The organism is Paracoccus aestuariivivens, assembly GCF_009711225.1.
Classification (GTDB): Bacteria; Pseudomonadota; Alphaproteobacteria; order Rhodobacterales; family Rhodobacteraceae; genus Paracoccus; species Paracoccus aestuariivivens.
In genome coordinates this window covers 203515-218517 of sequence record NZ_WMIE01000002.1, presented here as the reverse complement: position 1 = coordinate 218517, position 15003 = coordinate 203515, and the positions used below count along the sequence as shown (strand labels likewise).

The 15003-nt window shown below is 63.3% G+C and carries 10 protein-coding genes, 3 tRNA genes, 1 pseudogene and 1 riboswitch; of the genes and pseudogenes, 10 read left to right on the top strand and 4 right to left on the bottom strand.

Features of this window, described 5'->3' with window-relative positions; all coding sequences use genetic code 11:
- Nucleotides 1–4: 4 nt before the first annotated feature.
- A complete protein-coding gene (locus tag GL286_RS06530; RefSeq protein ID WP_155094746.1) occupies nt 5–1915 on the bottom strand; it encodes a cation:proton antiporter in 1911 nt (636 codons plus the stop codon).
- A gap of 278 nt (nt 1916–2193) precedes the next feature.
- Between GL286_RS06530 and GL286_RS06525 the strand changes: the two are divergent.
- The 3 genes and pseudogenes from GL286_RS06525 to metK form a co-directional block, all read left to right on the top strand.
- A pseudogene (locus GL286_RS06525) lies at nt 2194–3792 on the top strand (DEAD/DEAH box helicase); the annotation flags it as partial.
- Nucleotides 3793–4377: 585 nt separating this feature from the next.
- The gene (lnt, locus tag GL286_RS06520) at nt 4378–5910 is read left to right on the top strand and encodes an apolipoprotein N-acyltransferase (protein ID WP_155094744.1); all 1533 of its coding nucleotides are present in this window, start codon (nt 4378–4380) and stop codon (nt 5908–5910) included.
- Between the two features lie 15 nt (nt 5911–5925).
- Nucleotides 5926–5974, top strand: a riboswitch (SAM-SAH riboswitch).
- Nucleotides 5975–5979: 5 nt separating this feature from the next.
- Nucleotides 5980–7146, top strand: coding sequence for a methionine adenosyltransferase (metK, locus tag GL286_RS06515; protein WP_155094743.1), 1167 nt, complete (start codon nt 5980–5982; stop codon nt 7144–7146).
- 61 nt (nt 7147–7207) lie between these two features.
- Here metK and GL286_RS06510 read toward each other — a convergent pair whose 3' ends face one another.
- Nucleotides 7208–7834, bottom strand: coding sequence for a J domain-containing protein (locus tag GL286_RS06510; protein ID WP_155094742.1), 627 nt, complete (start codon nt 7832–7834; stop codon nt 7208–7210).
- A 68-nt stretch (nt 7835–7902) separates the two neighbouring features.
- On the opposite strand from GL286_RS06510, the gene GL286_RS06505 reads away from it, so the two are divergent.
- The 5 genes from GL286_RS06505 (at nt 7903) to GL286_RS06485 (ending at nt 11469) form a co-directional block, all read left to right on the top strand.
- On the top strand, nt 7903–8154 hold the full coding sequence (locus GL286_RS06505) for a BolA family protein (RefSeq protein WP_155094741.1): 252 nt from the start codon (nt 7903–7905) through the stop codon (nt 8152–8154).
- Nucleotides 8155–8234: 80 nt separating this feature from the next.
- Nucleotides 8235–9200 carry a class II fructose-bisphosphatase gene (glpX, locus tag GL286_RS06500; protein WP_155094740.1) on the top strand — a complete coding sequence of 322 codons (966 nt, stop codon included), beginning with the start codon at nt 8235–8237 and terminating at the stop codon, nt 9198–9200.
- A 50-nt stretch (nt 9201–9250) separates the two neighbouring features.
- The gene (gene recJ, locus GL286_RS06495) at nt 9251–10996 is read left to right on the top strand and encodes a single-stranded-DNA-specific exonuclease RecJ (protein ID WP_155094739.1); all 1746 of its coding nucleotides are present in this window, start codon (nt 9251–9253) and stop codon (nt 10994–10996) included.
- 122 nt (nt 10997–11118) lie between these two features.
- Nucleotides 11119–11193, top strand: a tRNA-Glu gene (locus tag GL286_RS06490).
- Between the two features lie 201 nt (nt 11194–11394).
- A tRNA-Glu gene (locus GL286_RS06485) sits at nt 11395–11469 on the top strand.
- Nucleotides 11470–11521: 52 nt separating this feature from the next.
- On the opposite strand, the gene GL286_RS06480 is transcribed toward GL286_RS06485, so the two are convergent.
- Nucleotides 11522–12736: a multidrug effflux MFS transporter gene (locus tag GL286_RS06480; RefSeq protein ID WP_155094738.1), complete on the bottom strand. Its 1215-nt coding sequence runs from the start codon at nt 12734–12736 to the stop codon at nt 11522–11524.
- A 102-nt stretch (nt 12737–12838) separates the two neighbouring features.
- On the opposite strand from GL286_RS06480, the gene GL286_RS06475 reads away from it, so the two are divergent.
- A complete protein-coding gene (locus tag GL286_RS06475) occupies nt 12839–13261 on the top strand; it encodes a DUF1489 family protein (protein ID WP_155094737.1) in 423 nt (140 codons plus the stop codon).
- A gap of 161 nt (nt 13262–13422) precedes the next feature.
- Here the strand turns inward: GL286_RS06475 and GL286_RS06470 are convergent.
- Nucleotides 13423–13496, bottom strand: a tRNA-Gly gene (locus GL286_RS06470).
- A gap of 240 nt (nt 13497–13736) precedes the next feature.
- Between GL286_RS06470 and GL286_RS06465 the strand changes: the two genes are divergently transcribed.
- The gene (locus GL286_RS06465; RefSeq protein ID WP_155094736.1) at nt 13737–14978 is read left to right on the top strand and encodes an efflux RND transporter periplasmic adaptor subunit; all 1242 of its coding nucleotides are present in this window, start codon (nt 13737–13739) and stop codon (nt 14976–14978) included.
- The last annotated feature ends 25 nt before the right edge of the window (nt 14979–15003 follow it).

The window sequence follows — 15003 nt, the reverse complement described above, 5'->3', positions numbered from 1 at the left end:
GGCATCATCGCCCTGACAACACATCCCGCGCGGAAGCTGCGGCGACCGATGCCACGGCTGGCATTGTCTCGGCAAGCGGGATTTCGCGCCCCTCCTCATCGGTCGGTTCGGATTGAAGCCCGGCATCGGATGGCATCAAGGCAATGATCCTGCTTCCCGGTCGGGGTTCGAGCCGCGCCCCGTCCGAGACAAAAACGACCTTGCCGCGTTCTACGACGGCCAGCGCGATGGCCTCGGGGCGGGCCGCGCGCCACTGCTCGATGGTGTAGGCCTCGGTCAGGCGCGTCGTGCGAAAGGTCCAGCCTTGCGCCAGAAGATCCAGATATTGCGAAAGCGTCCGGTTGCCATTGATGGCCCGACCGCCAAGTTGGCTGGGCAGCGCATGACGGGCAAGGTCTTCCTTGTGGCGCGTGACCTGCCAGATCGCCTCGCGTCCCAGATCCGGCGCAAGATCGGTCGCGACCAGCGTATTATATGCGTCATTGTCCGACGCCGCGAGCAGCGTGGTATAAGCGATGAATTCGACGCTGAGTTCGGCGGCATCCGACAGAATGTCGCCGTCGTAGCACGGAACGCCCTCGGATCGGGCCGAGCGCAAATGCACGCGGTTCGGATCGGCGATCAGGACGCGGACATCCGCCTTTTCCAGCGCTTTGGCCAGACCGGTTGCGAATTGCGAGCCTCCGACGATGATCAGCCCTGGCCTGTCGCCAGAGGTCAGACCCAGCCAACGCGCCATCGGGGCCAGCGTGAAGCCGTGCAGGACAACGGTCGCGACCACCAAAACAAAGGCCAAGGGGACCAGCAAGGCGCCGTCCTGTATACCTTCATGCAACAAACGCTCGGCGAAAATTCCCGAAACCGCGACCAGAACCACGCCGCGCGGGCCGGTAAAGCCGATCAGGAACTTCTCTTGCCATGGCATCCCTGTACCCGTCAGCGAAATGAATACGGTCAGGGGACGCACCACGAAGATGACGCTGAGCACAAAGGCCACCGCGCGCCAATCCAGCATCGCCAGCGTCTCGAAGCGAAAGTTCGCGCCCAGCAAGATGAAAACGCCAGAAACCAGCAAGATCGTTGCCGTTTCCTTGAAGCGGTGAATCTCGGTATAGCTGGGCAAGTCGGCATTGGCGATCAGCAGTCCCATGACCGTGACCGTCATCAATCCGCTCTCGTTCAGCACCGAATTGGCACCCGTAAATACGCCAAGGACCGTCACAAACAGCAGCGGGACTTTCATGTATTCGGGCACGAGATTGCGGCGGAACGCCCTAACAATGCCCCAACCCGCCGCCAGCCCCAGACCCAAAGCAAAGCCGACGCCAACGATCAGCGTCAGAAACGCCTCGGTCTGGCCGAGGTTCTCGTAGCGCACCAGAACGACAAGCAAAGCCAGAACGGCGGCCAAAGCCCCTAGCGGATCATTGACGATCGCCTCCCATTGCAGGGTCTGTGCCGGACGGGTGCGCAACCGCGCCTGACGCAGCAATGGTGCGATCACGGTCGGGCCGGTCACGATCATAATGCCGCCAAAGACGATGGCGGCCTCCCATTGCAGGCCAGCGACAAGGTTCAGCGCCAATGCCGACAGCGCCCAGCCCAGCGGCGCGCCGATATAGACAAGGTGACGTACAGCGGCCTTGGCGTCATGCAGTTCGCGAAAGTTCAGGGTCAATCCGCCCTCGAACAGGATTAAGGCCACGGCCAGCGAGATCAGCGGCTCGAGCAGCGGCCCCAGCACGTCCTCGGGCACGAAAATTCCCGTCACCGGCCCCAGCAGCAGACCCGCCGCCAGCATCAGGACGATGCCCGGCATCCGGAAACGCCATGCCAGCCATTGCGCGCCAACGCCCGCCACCCCGACGATTGCGAAAGCCTCCATCGGACTCAGCCCAGTCACTTCGGTCACCATCAATGCCCTCACAATCGGATCGGTCCGGAACGCCCGCCATCACTATAATGTTTCCTCACGCAAGGTCGGTCATTGTCAATCGGCGAGCAGATTGACGTCGCGCGGGTTTTCGGCTAGGCCCCTACCCGTCTGCATCCGGCAGACAAGGCGAGGGGCGTGCGGAGATTGCGTCCCGAACCGTCGCATTCGGACCTTCGATCATATCTTGGGACCGTTCGCGGCGATGGACGCAAGACTAGCGCAGACAGTGTTTCTGCGCATTTATACGAAAGCCCCGAATGACCAAATTTTCCGACCTGAAGCTGGACCCCAAGGTTCTTAAAGCCATCATCGAGGCAGGCTATGAAAGCCCGACTCCGATTCAGGCAGGCGCGATTCCTCCCGCTCTGGAAGGCCGTGACGTGCTTGGGATAGCCCAGACCGGAACTGGCAAGACCGCCAGCTTCACCCTGCCGATGATCACGCTGCTGGGCCGTGGCCGGGCGCGTGCGCGGATGCCGCGCAGCCTTGTGCTGTGCCCGACGCGCGAATTGGCAGCGCAGGTCGCCGAGAACTTCGACATCTATGCCAAGCACACCCGCCTGACCAAGGCGCTGCTGATCGGCGGCGTCAGCTTTGGCGAACAGGACAAGCTGATCGACCGCGGCGTCGACGTGCTGATCGCGACGCCCGGCCGCCTTCTGGATCATTTCGAGCGCGGCAAACTGCTGCTGACCGGCGTCCAGATCATGGTCGTCGACGAAGCCGACCGGATGCTCGACATGGGGTTCATCCCGGATATCGAGCGCATCTTCCAACTGACGCCCTTTACCCGCCAGACGCTGTTCTTCTCGGCCACTATGGCGCCGGAAATCGAACGCATCACCGACACGTTCCTGCACGCCCCCGAGCGTATCGAGGTCGCGCGTCAGGCCACCACCAGCGAGACGATCACCCAAAAGCTGGTCGAGATCACGCCCACCCGCAAAGACCAGACCGCCAAGCAAAAGCGCGAGCTGCTGCGTGCGATGATCCGTGCCGAGGGTGAGGAACTCAAGAACGCGATCATTTTCTGCAACCGCAAGACGGATGTGGACATTGTCGCCAAGTCGCTGAAGGCGCATGGCTTCGACGCCGCGCCGATTCACGGCGACCTCGATCAGCGTCACCGCATGGCGACGCTGGACGACTTCCGCGAAGGCAAGCTGCGCTTCCTCGTGGCGTCGGATGTGGCCGCGCGCGGGCTGGATATCCCGGCCGTCAGCCATGTCTTCAACTTCGACCTGCCCTCTCATGCTGAGGATTACGTCCACCGCATTGGCCGCACTGGCCGCGCCGGACGCCTTGGCACGGCCATCTCGATTGCGACCCCCATGGACGAAAAATACCTTACCGCCATCGAGACTCTGGTCAAGCAGGCGCTGCCCCGCACCGACCTTCCCGAAGGCTTCGCGCTGTCCACCGCCGCCCAGAATGCGCCGCGCCCGCAGCGCGAGAACGGCCGCCGCGAGCACCGGGGCCGCGATCGTGACCGCCGTGGCCGCCGCGACGACACCGAGCAACGCGCCGAGCACACCGAGGAGACCAAGCCAATCGAGAACCGTGCCCGCGAAGAACGCCGTGAGGAGCGCAAGGACGAACGTCGGGATGAGCGTCGTGACGACCGGCAACACCGCGGCCATGATCGTTCGGTCGAGCGTGGAACCGAACGCAGCCATGACCGCCGTGACGACCGTCGCGGCGACAACCGCCCGGACCGGCACGCGGTGATGGGCATGGGCGATCACATGCCCGAATTCATGACGCGCAGCTTCCGTCCGTCGGTTTTCGAGCCGGTCGAAGACAACCGCCCCGCTGCAGCCGAGCCCCGGTCCGAGGCCGCCGCCGCGCCCGAACCGGTCGCCGTGCAGGAAATGGTCGCGCCGGTCGAGGCTGTCGAAGCAGCCGCGCCCTCCAAGCCCAAACGGACCCGCTCGCGCAAAACTGCTGCGAAAGCAGTCGCGTCAGCGCCTGTCGAGGCCGTTGAAGCGCCCATCGCCCAAGAGGTCGTTTCCGAACCCGTTGTCGAACCCGTCGCGCCGGTCGTGCCGGTCGAAAAGAAGCCGGCCCGCACCCGCAAACCGCGTACGACCAAGGCAAAAGCCGCGGCTGAAACTGTAGCCGAGGCGCCTGTCGTGGAGGCGCCTGTCGTGGAAGCGCCGGTCGTGGAAGTGCCTGCTGTCGAAGCCGCACAAAACGAAGAAGCACCCGCGCCCGCAGCCGAAAAGCCCAAGCGCAAGCCCTCGACCCGCAAGGCGGCCGCCAAGCCTGCGGAAGCCAAAGCCACGAAGCCGCGCGCGCCGCGCAAGGCCTCGACCCGCAAAACTGCTGCCACCAAGGCCAACGTGGATGCCGCCGCACCCTCGGATGCCGAGGCTCCGGCCGCTGCTGCCCCGACGCCAACCGCCGAGGTCTGAGCGAATCCCATGCCCGCGCCGGCGCGAATGCCTGCATTTGACCGGCGCGGCCGCCCGCCGCTCCGGTCGCTTGCCTTTGATCTGGGCCTTGGCGCGATCGCCGCGCTGGGACAGGCACCATGGAACCTGTGGTTTCTGTCCGTCACCGCGCTTGGTGTTCTGTGCTGGCGGATAGGTCGGGCCAAGACCGCCCGTGACTCGGGTTGGCACGGCTTTGCCGCCGGTTTCGGGCAATTCGCCGTCGCCATGTCGTGGATTGTCGAGCCGTTTCTCGTCGAGCCCGATGTCTATGGCTGGATGGCCCCCTTTGCACTGTTTTTCATGGCCTCCGGCGGCGCGTTGTTCTGGGCCGCACCCGCATGGCTGTCCGGTCGCACGACTTTGGAGATGCAGCAACGCGGACTGAGTTTTGCGGCACTCATGGTCTTGTCGGACTGGTTGCGCGGCTGGATTTTCTCCGGCCTTCCTTGGGCGCTGACCGGCCATATCTGGATTGATACACCTGCAGCGCAGATGGCCGCGCTGTTCGGCGCCATCGGGCTTTCCGCGCTGACGATGCTTGCAGCTGCCCTGCCGACGATTTTCTGGCGGCAAGGCAAGGCTCCGCATCCCGCATTCGCTGGAACCGTTTTATCGGTTCTGCTGATCGGCACCGCCTGGACCTCGGGGATGGCGCGGCTTGGCCGGCCGATGCCTGCCGATACCAGTATCAACCTGCGCCTTGTCCAGCCGAACGCAACGCAGGCATTGAAATGGGACCCTTACTGGTCCGAAGTGTTCTTCCGTCGCCTTCTGGACCTGTCGGCCGCCCGCGATCCTGACCGTCCCGCCCCCGACACCGTGATCTGGCCCGAAACGGCGGTGAATTTCCTGCTTGAGCAATCGGCCAGCGCACCGCAGGACATCGCGTCCTATGTCGGCGCGCCGGTTCTGCTGGGGATCCAGCGTGTCGAGGGCGCGCGCTATTTCAACAGCCTGACCGAGTTCTCGGCCAAGGGAATCGGCGCGATCTACGACAAGTTCCATCTGGTGCCCTTCGGTGAATACACGCCGTGGGGCGATCTGATGTCGCGCTTTGGCATTCGGGCCTTCGCGGCGCAGCACGGTTTCGGCTATTCCGCTGGCCACGGTCCGGCGACGTTGCGTTTCGGCGGACTCCCTCCGGTCCAGCCGCTGATCTGCTACGAGGCCGTCTTCTCGCGCCACCTGCTTTCGGGCAACGACCGGCCCGAATGGTTGTTGCAGGTGACAAACGACGCGTGGTTCGGAAACCTGTCCGGCCCGTGGCAACATCTGGCGCAGGCCAGACTCAGGGCCATCGAATCCGGACTTCCGCTGATGCGTGCCGCGAATACTGGGGTTTCGGCAGTGATAGACGCGCATGGAGAACTGCGCGCGACGCTTGGCCTGAACCTTTCGGGGCGCATCGACAGCCCGCTGCCCGCCGCATTGCCCCCGACGCCGTGGTCGCGTTGGGGGGACTGGCCTACCCTGCTTGCAGCTCTGGCATGCGTCTTGCTTTCGGCACGGTATCGTAGGTTGACTGGCCGAAGGGGCTGATCTATCGCTTCGTTTTGACCGTCACAACGGCTTCCTGGCGTGGCGGCGTCAACTCAACGGAGCACTTCAATGGCCAGACAGAACTATGTGTTCACCTCGGAATCCGTCTCCGAGGGGCACCCCGATAAATTGTGCGACCAGATCTCGGATGCGGTGCTGGACGCGCTGCTGGCCGAGGATCCGGCCGCCCGTGTGGCCTGCGAGACTTTCGCCACCACCGGAACTGTCGTGATCGGTGGCGAAATCGGACTGACCGACCAGAAAAAGCTGGGCGAGTATATGGGCCGCATTGGTCAGATCGCCCGCGATACCATTCGCGACATCGGCTACGAGCAGGAAAAGTTCCACTGGAACACCTGCCACGTCCATAACTACCTGCACGAGCAATCCGCCCATATCAGTCAGGGCGTCGACCGCGACGGTGCAGGCGATCAGGGCATCATGTTCGGCTTTGCCGTAGATGAAACGCCCGAACTGATGCCCGCCCCGATCCAGTATTCGCATGCGATCCTGCGTCGTCTGGCCGAGGCTCGCAAATCCGGTGCCGAGCCGATGCTGGGTCCCGACGCGAAATCGCAGATCAGCCTGCGCTATGAAAACGGCAAGCCGGTCGAGGTGACGAGTCTGGTCCTGTCGCACCAGCACCGCGACGTCGAGCAAACCTCGGACGATATCCGCGCCATCGTCGAACCCTATATCCGCGAGGTTCTGCCCGCCGAATGGCTGACCGAGAATACCGAATGGTGGGTCAATCCGACCGGTACCTTCGTGATCGGCGGACCTGACGGCGACGCGGGCCTGACGGGCCGCAAGATCATCGTCGATACCTATGGCGGGGCTGCCCCGCATGGCGGCGGCGCGTTCTCGGGCAAAGACCCGACCAAGGTGGACCGCTCGGCGGCCTATGCCGCGCGCTATCTGGCGAAGAATGTCGTCGCGGCAGGTCTTGCCCGCAAATGCGTGATCCAGCTGAGCTATGCAATCGGCGTGGCGAAACCGCTGTCGATCTACGCCGATACTTTCGGCACCAGCGAGGTCCCCGAGGCGGAAATCGAACGCGCCATCTCGCGTGCCATGGACCTGACGCCCCGCGGCATCCGCGAGCATCTTGACCTGTGCCGCCCGATCTATCGCCGCACGGCGGCTTATGGCCATTTCGGCCGCGAGCCCGAGGCCGATGGCGGCTTCTCGTGGGAGCGTACCGATCTTGCCGAGGCGCTGAAGCGCGAACTTTGATCGCAGTAGACAAATAGAAAAGGCCCGGAGCATGCTCCGGGCCTTTTTCATGTGCCGCGCATCAGTCCTTGAAGCTGCGGCTGTCCTTGATCTGGTCCCATGCCCAGACGACTTCCTGCAAGCGGTCCTCGTCCGAACGGTCGCCCCCGTTCATGTCGGGATGCAGATCCTTGACCAGCGATTTATACTGCTTGCGGATCTCGGGACGGGTCCAGCTGTCCTTGGCCTCGAGGATCTCGAGCGCGCGACGTTCGGTCGGCGGCAGCTTGCGGGTGGCCTTGGTGCGGACTTCCGGGTTGGTGCCGTTCGCGCCAAGAATCTCCAACGGGTCGTCGATGCCGTGACGCGCCCATTTCTGTTCCTGCGTCGAGCGGCCAAAGGGCTTCGTCGGACGTTCCCAGACGGTCGCGTTGTCCAGAAACTCCTGGAACTCGGCCTCGGACTGACCCTGGAAGTAGTTCCAGTTCAGGTTGTATTCGCGCACGTGGTCCTTGCAGAACCAGAAATAGTCGTCGAGGTTGCGCGGAGATTTCGGCGCACGATACTGGCCGGGCTCGTTGCAGCCTTCCTTGTCGCATCTGCGGGTCGACGTCTCGAATGCGCCCGACATGCCACGCCGCCCCTTGGACCGTTTTTTCTTGTCCGAGGCCGCGGAAATGTCGAAGCCGAACGGGTCGCTATTGCTCATTTACCTGCCTTGTCCTGATCGGGAGGCGTAGTTTAGGCTATTTCGCGCGACATGAAAGGGCCTAACTTATGATTGCCGACGAGATGCGGGAACGCCTGCGTGAACTTGAGCCTTCGCGGCTGGAAATAATCGATGAAAGCGAAGGACATCGCGGACATGGCGGTTGGCGCGAAGGAGGCGAGACGCATTTTCGCATCCGGATGGCCAGCCCGCGATTTGCCGGACTGGGTCGGGTCGCACAACATCGACTGGTTCATGGCACTTTGGGCGATATTGTGCCCAGAATTCACGCGCTGGCGCTGGAGCTGGCGGAAAGCTAATCCGTTAGCGCACGCAGCCTTGCCGCGTTCGGACCCGCCGCGTAGAAGCCAACCAAGCCGTAATCACAAGGATTTTCAAGATGACCCCGCCCAAGGATTTCAACGACCGTATGCTGTCTCTGGGATTGGCCCGCGTCAGCGAGGCTGCTGCCCATGCTTCGGCCCGCCTGATCGGTCGCGGTGACGAAAAAGCCGCCGACCAGGCCGCCGTGAACGCCATGCGCGAACAGTTGAACATGCTGGACATCAAGGGCGTCGTCGTCATCGGCGAGGGCGAGCGCGACGAAGCCCCGATGCTGTATATCGGCGAGGAAGTCGGCACCGGCGAAGGCCCGGAAGTGGACATCGCCCTTGACCCGCTGGAAGGTACCACGCTGACCGCCAAGGACATGCCGAACGCGCTGACCGTGATCGCCATGGCCCCGCGTGGCACGCTTCTGCACGCGCCGGACGTCTACATGGAGAAACTGGCGATCGGTCCGGGCTATGCCAAGGATGTGGTCAGCCTTGAGATGTCCCCCGCCGAGCGTGTCCGTGCGCTGGCCAAAGCCCGTGGCGTTCAGGACAGCGACATCACCGTCTGCATTCTGGAACGTCCCCGTCACGAAGATCTGATCGCCGAAGTCCGCTCGACCGGCGCAGCGATCCGCCTGATCACCGATGGCGACGTCGCTGGTGTCATCCACTGCGCCGAGGCCGAACTGACCGGCATCGACATGTATATGGGTTCGGGCGGCGCCCCCGAGGGGGTTCTGGCCGCATCCGCGCTGAAATGCATGGGCGGCCAGATGTGGGGCAAGCTGCTGTTCCGCAACGACGACGAAAAAGGCCGCGCCTACAAGGCCGGGATCACCGATCTGGACCGCATCTATTCGCGCGACGAACTGGTGACCGCAGACGTGATCTTTGCCGCAACCGGCGTCACCAATGGCTCGATCGTGGCGGGCGTCAAGCGCGAGCCGGGCTTCCTGCAGACCGAAACGATTCTCATGCGCTCGAAAACCGGTTCGGTCCGCCGCATGATCTATCGCAACCCGATCAAGTAAACCGGACTCTGCGCACTTGAACGAAAGGCGGTCATGGGGGACAAGCACCCATGACCGCTTTTCTTTCCGTAGACTCGTCACTGACCGGCCGTTTCTGGCGCGGTCCCGATGCCACGCTGGACCGCGCCGCCGAGGCGCTTGCCCAGGACAGCCGCATACCCCTGCCCGTCAGCCGCGTTCTGGCGGCACGCGGCGTGGCCGCGCCCGAGGCCCAGTCCTATCTTGACCCCAAGCTGCGCGACCTGCTTCCCGACCCGCTGACCCTTCGCGACATGGACAAGGCTGCCGAGCGTATCGTCACAGCGGTCCTGAAACGCGAGCGGATCGCGATCTTTGCCGATTACGATGTGGACGGCGGCTCATCGGCGGCGCTGTTGATCGACTGGCTGCGCCAGCAAGGCTTGGCGGCCACGTTGTATATCCCCGACCGCATCGACGAGGGCTACGGCCCGAATGTCCCTGCCATCACGGGACTGGCCAAGAATCACGACCTCATCATCTGCGTCGATTGCGGCACGCTGAGCCACGAGGCATTGGCCGCCGCCGCTCCGCGCGACGTGATCGTACTGGACCACCACCAGGGCGGCGAGACGCTTCCCCCTGTTCTGGCTGTCGTAAACCCCAACCGTCAGGACGAGGATGGCGCACTGGGGCATCTTTGCGCTGCAGGCGTCGTTTTCCTGACCTTGGTGCAATGCAATCGCTTGTTGCGCGAAAGCGGGCAGCCCCAACCCGATCTGATCTCGTTGCTGGATCTTGTGGCGCTGGCGACCGTGGCCGATGTCGCGCCGCTGATTGGCGTGAATCGTGCATTTGTCCGTCAGGGCCTGACGGTGATGGCACGGCGCGAGCGGCCAGGGTTGATCGCGCTATCCGATGTCGCGCGCCTTGATTCGGCACCGACGGCATTTCATCTGGGCTTCCTTCTGGGTCCGCGTATCAATGCCGGAGGCCGCGTCGGCAAAGCCGATCTGGGTGCGTTGTGTCTGTCCTGCACCGATCCGGCACAGGCCGAACGCCTTGCCGCCCAGCTTGAGGATCTGAACCGCGACCGTCGCGCCATCGAAGCCGCCGTTCGCGAAGCGGCCCTAGCCCAGATCGAAGCACGCAGCGGCGAAAGCCTTGTCTCATGGGCGGCTGGCGAAGGCTGGCATCCGGGTGTGGTCGGCATCGTCGCCGCCCGCGTGAAAGAGGCGACGAACCTGCCTTCGGTCGTGATCGGCGTCGATCACGGGATCGGCAAAGGCTCGGCGCGCTCGGTTCCGGGGGTGGATCTGGGCCGCGCCATCCATCGCCTTGCCGCCGAAGGGCTGCTGCTGAAAGGCGGCGGCCACGCCATGGCTGCGGGCCTGACCGTTGAAGAGGCCCTGATTCCCGTCGCAATGGAACGCCTCTCGGAACTGCTGTCGCGCGAAATGGCCGAACGATCAGGTGCTGGAGAGTTGCGGATCTCGGGCCTGCTGGATCCGGCAGGCGCCACCGTTGAACTGATGCAACTGCTCGAGAAGGCCGGTCCCTTCGGTCAGGCCGCCCCTGCCCCCAGATTCGCATTTGCCGACCAGATGGTCGACAGCGTTTCCACAATGGGGGACAGCCACCTGCGCCTGCGCTTCCGCAGCCCCGGCAGCGCCCCGATTGAGGCCGTCGCATGGGGCGCGATGACCGGACCGCTGGGGCCTGCGCTAATCGGGGCCAAAGGCCGTCGCTTCCATCTGGCAGGCAAGCTTGAACTGTCGCAATGGGGCGGGCGCGAGCGTGTCCGCCTGCGTCTGGACGATGCTGCAGCAGTGAATTGAGGCGCCTCGCGGTATTCGTGAAAAAACTTCATCGGCTTGTCGTTTTTCCGCTTGCAGGTACCGCGAGCCTGCCCTAAACACCGCCCCACGCCGCAGGGTACAACCCGGCGGAAACAGAAAGTGGCCCGTTCGTCTATCGGTTAGGACGTCAGGTTTTCAACCTGAAAAGAGGGGTTCGACTCCCCTACGGGCTGCCACTTCCTTTAGTCTGACACCAGGCTGTACGCCGCGATCTTGATGATCGACGGCGTTTTTTCTTTTCATTGCCGGCATTTAAGTCGCGTCAAAAATAATTCGACTTACCCACAGAAACTGTGAAAATGACTCTTGCGGCTTCAGGGAAGCTGGCCTAGATACCGCCTCACACCGCAGGGCACAGCCAAGCGGAAACAGAAAGTGGCCCGTTCGTCTATCGGTTAGGACGTCAGGTTTTCAACCTGAAAAGAGGGGTTCGACTCCCCTACGGGCTGCCACTTCTTTCCCCTGACATATCGAAAGAAAAAGGGCGCCGAAGCGCCCCGATCCCTAGACCTCTTCAATCCGTCGCATCAGCAGCAGGGCCAAAGCCGAACAGATCAGCGTCGCCAGAATGATCGGTTGAGCGGTCCCGTCGTACAGCAACCCGATCGGCGCGGCGATCATCACGGCCCCAATGGTCGAAACCGCCGCGATGACCGACGCAGCCATTCCCGCGACATGGCCCATGCGCTGCAACGCCATGGCATTCAGATTGCCAAAGGTCACGCCGGCCATGAAGAATACGCTGACGGCCCAGATGAAGAAGGCCGGAAAGCGCAATGCCTCGGGCAATAGACCACCCATCACCAGCACCGTCATGACCAACGAGACGACGACCTGCATCGCATAGGCCGCCGTCACGATCCGACGCATTCCCAGACGCACGACGTAGCGCGCATTCAGCACCGTCCCGATGCCCGACAACAGCGCCATTGCCGCGAACCACATCGGGAATTGCGCGCCTTTGTGATATGCCTCGGAAAACAGCTGCTGTGCCGAACTGAGCAGCGCGAACATCTGGCCAAAGCCCAGCGTCATGACGATCGTGACCAGTTGCACCTGCCTGTTCCCCATCACTTCGCGCGCCGAAGCGGCTAGGTTCGAGATATTCAGCGGGCGGCGGCGTGCGGGCGGCAGCGTCTCGGCTTGCCGCAGGTTCAGCCACAGTGAGCCGACCAGCGCGAGCAGGATGAAAGACCCGAAGATCCCGTGCCAGCCCACGAAATGGATGACGACGGCCCCAAGTGAAGGCGCGATTGCAGGGACAAGAATAAAGATCATCATGACAAAGCTGGTGATCCGCGCCATTTCGCGGCCCTGATACAGGTCGCGCACAAGCGCCTGTGACACGATCCGCGGCCCGGCTGCGCCAAGCCCCTGCACGAATCGCGATATCAGCAGCATCTCTAGCGAATTGGCAAAAATCGCGACCAAAGAGGCCAGCGCATAGATCGCAAAACCCAGCGTGATGATCGGCTTGCGCCCATAGGCGTCGGAAAGCGGACCGGCGACAAAGACCCCAACTCCCATGCCACCCACGAAGGCGGTCAGGACCAACTGGGCGCGATTGACGTTATCCGGACTTAGGGCCTGTGCAATCTCGGGCAGCGCCGGCAACATCGAATCGATGGAAAACGCGATGACCGCCAAAACAAGCGCCAACATCGCGATGAATTCAAACTGGGACTGCCTTGGTTCAGACGGTGCGACCTGTTCGGACATGTTCCCCTCTATTTGCAAGAATACGGGCGGGCCTACGCTTGTTATCCACAGGGCGCAAGGTCGCGACGTTGCACATTCCCGCGTGGGGGATATATCTCAGGCATGAGCAAGACCCTTCACCTGATCAAGCTATGCGTCGGATGCGACAGTCCGGCAGAACTCGACGAATGGCAGCGCCACCGCTGGCAGGGCAAACCTGCCCAGCACGTGACCCGCATGTGGCCCAAGCGCGAGGCCGAACTGCTGGATGGCGGCTCGATCTACTGGGTGTTCAAAGGGGTCATGCAAGCCCGCCAGCGTATCCTGCGCCTTGACGAGGCCGAAGGCGAGGATGGCATCCGCCGTTGCACGCTGATCCTTGATCCCGGCCTTGTCCGCACCGCAGCCGTACCGCGCCGACCGTTTCAGGGTTGGCGCTATCTGAGTGCCACGGACGCCCCGCCGGATCTACCGTCGGATCGCGCCGAGGAACCCAGCCTGCCGCCCGAAATCGCCCGCGCACTGGCCGAAATGGGTCTGCGCTGATCTGGAAGCGCAAACTATAGCTCGACTGCTAACCGGGTGACTGTTTGTCCGAGGCGTGGCTCGGCGTGCTGCCCGAAGCCTAGCTCGGCCAACCGCCGTGCAGACGGCAGCGGATTGCCTCGGCTTTTGCCTGCACGGGCCACTGGGAAAATCGGAGAATCTGGAGCGGGTGAAGGGAATCGAACCCTCGTCATCAGCTTGGGAAGCTGCGGCTCTACCATTGAGCTACACCCGCGTCGCTGCATCCGATACCATCTGCCCGATCCCTCCTGCAACCCCAATTCGCGGCGGCTCGCCATCGGCCCTGATCGCGGTTGCCCACCTGACGGCACGGGTGCCAAGCAGGTGGCAAGTTGGTCACATTTCGGACGTGGACATGACAGGACTCGGCCCGCATCCTGCAATTTGGGATTGATCATCGCCATCAAACAATCGTTATTACCACTAAGGTCAGCACAAGCCCCGGAGCAAGAACATGTCAGCGCTCAAGCGCGGGATAGCCCTTTCCGTCTTCCTGCCGCTCGCGGCGGGGCTGTTTCCCTCGTTGGCGGCCGCGCAGCAACCGCCGGGCAACGCGCCGCCTCCGACAGTCACCGTCGTTACGCTGCATTCGCAGGATGTGACACTGACAACCACCCTGCCCGGTCGTGTCACCGCATCGGCCGAGGCCGAGGTCCGGCCGCAGGTCAACGGCATTGTCGCCGAACGGCTTTTCGACGAAGGTAGACGCGTCAAGGTAGGCGATCCGCTGTTCCGCATCGACAAGACCACCTATGAAGCTGCCGTCGCCCAAGCCGAGGCCGCCGTGGCGCAAGCCCGCGCTCAGGCACTGAACGCCCGCAGCGAAGCCGATCGTGTCGCGACCCTGCGCGACCGCCGCGTGGCCAGCGAAAGCACCAGCGAAAGCGCCATTGCCGCGCGGGACGCTGCCGATGCGGCCGTGGAGGTGGCCGAAGCACTGCTGCGGACCGCCAATATCGAACTTGACCGCACAACCATCCGCGCCGAGCTGGATGGAGAGATAGGCCTTGCGCAAACCAGCCAAGGCGCTCTGGTTACCGCCTCGCAAGCCAATCCGCTGGCCGTGATCCGCACCCTCGATCCCGTCCATGTTGACGTGACGCAATCCGCTGCCGAGGTGATCCGCTGGCGCCGCGAAGTGGCGACCAAAGCCGCCGACCAGCAACCCGACCGCACCGTGATGCTGCGCCTTGCCGATGGCTCGGACTATACCGAAACCGGCACCCTGACTGCCGCCGAACCCTATGTGAACGAAACGACCGGCGTCATCACCCTGCGTCTGGCCTTTGCCAATCCCGACCACATCCTTCTGCCCGGGATGTATGTCCAAGCCGTCGTCCAGCAGGCAAAAGCGCAAAACGTCATCCTTGCACCGCAAGAGGGCGTCGCCCGCGACCGCCGTGGCCAGCCGATCGCGCTTGTGGTCAACGCCGAAAATCAGGTCGAGCAGCGCGAACTGACCATCCTGCAGGACATGGGCAATAATTGGGTCGTAAGCGAAGGGCTAAACGACGGTGACCGCCTGATTGTCGAGGGCGTGCAGCGCATAGGCCCCGGCATGCCGGTGAATCCGGAAGAACGTCAGGCCACCGCGCCGGAAGGTGCAGCAGCGCCTGCCAAAGCCGAAGAAGCCGCCGGAAGCGACGCTGCGCCTGCGCAAGGCGACCCCAAGGACAAGACCCCCTCGGACGGCTGAACCCCCGAGGATAGAGGAACAGGAA

What these genes read in the sequence shown, in the direction of transcription:
- GL286_RS06480 (WP_155094738.1), bottom strand. Translation starts at nt 12,736, where the DNA reads ATGTCCGAACAGGTCGCACCGTCTGAACCAAGGCAGTCCCAGTTTGAA.
- GL286_RS06475 (WP_155094737.1), top strand. Translation starts at nt 12,839, where the DNA reads ATGAGCAAGACCCTTCACCTGATCAAGCTATGCGTCGGATGCGACAGT.
- GL286_RS06465 (WP_155094736.1), top strand. Translation starts at nt 13,737, where the DNA reads ATGTCAGCGCTCAAGCGCGGGATAGCCCTTTCCGTCTTCCTGCCGCTC.
- glpX (WP_155094740.1), top strand. Translation starts at nt 8,235, where the DNA reads ATGACCCCGCCCAAGGATTTCAACGACCGTATGCTGTCTCTGGGATTG.
- lnt (WP_155094744.1), top strand. Translation starts at nt 4,378, where the DNA reads ATGCCTGCATTTGACCGGCGCGGCCGCCCGCCGCTCCGGTCGCTTGCC.
- GL286_RS06505 (WP_155094741.1), top strand. Translation starts at nt 7,903, where the DNA reads ATGATTGCCGACGAGATGCGGGAACGCCTGCGTGAACTTGAGCCTTCG.
- GL286_RS06530 (WP_155094746.1), bottom strand. Translation starts at nt 1,915, where the DNA reads ATGGTGACCGAAGTGACTGGGCTGAGTCCGATGGAGGCTTTCGCAATC.
- GL286_RS06510 (WP_155094742.1), bottom strand. Translation starts at nt 7,834, where the DNA reads ATGAGCAATAGCGACCCGTTCGGCTTCGACATTTCCGCGGCCTCGGAC.
- metK (WP_155094743.1), top strand. Translation starts at nt 5,980, where the DNA reads ATGGCCAGACAGAACTATGTGTTCACCTCGGAATCCGTCTCCGAGGGG.
- recJ (WP_155094739.1), top strand. Translation starts at nt 9,251, where the DNA reads ATGACCGCTTTTCTTTCCGTAGACTCGTCACTGACCGGCCGTTTCTGG.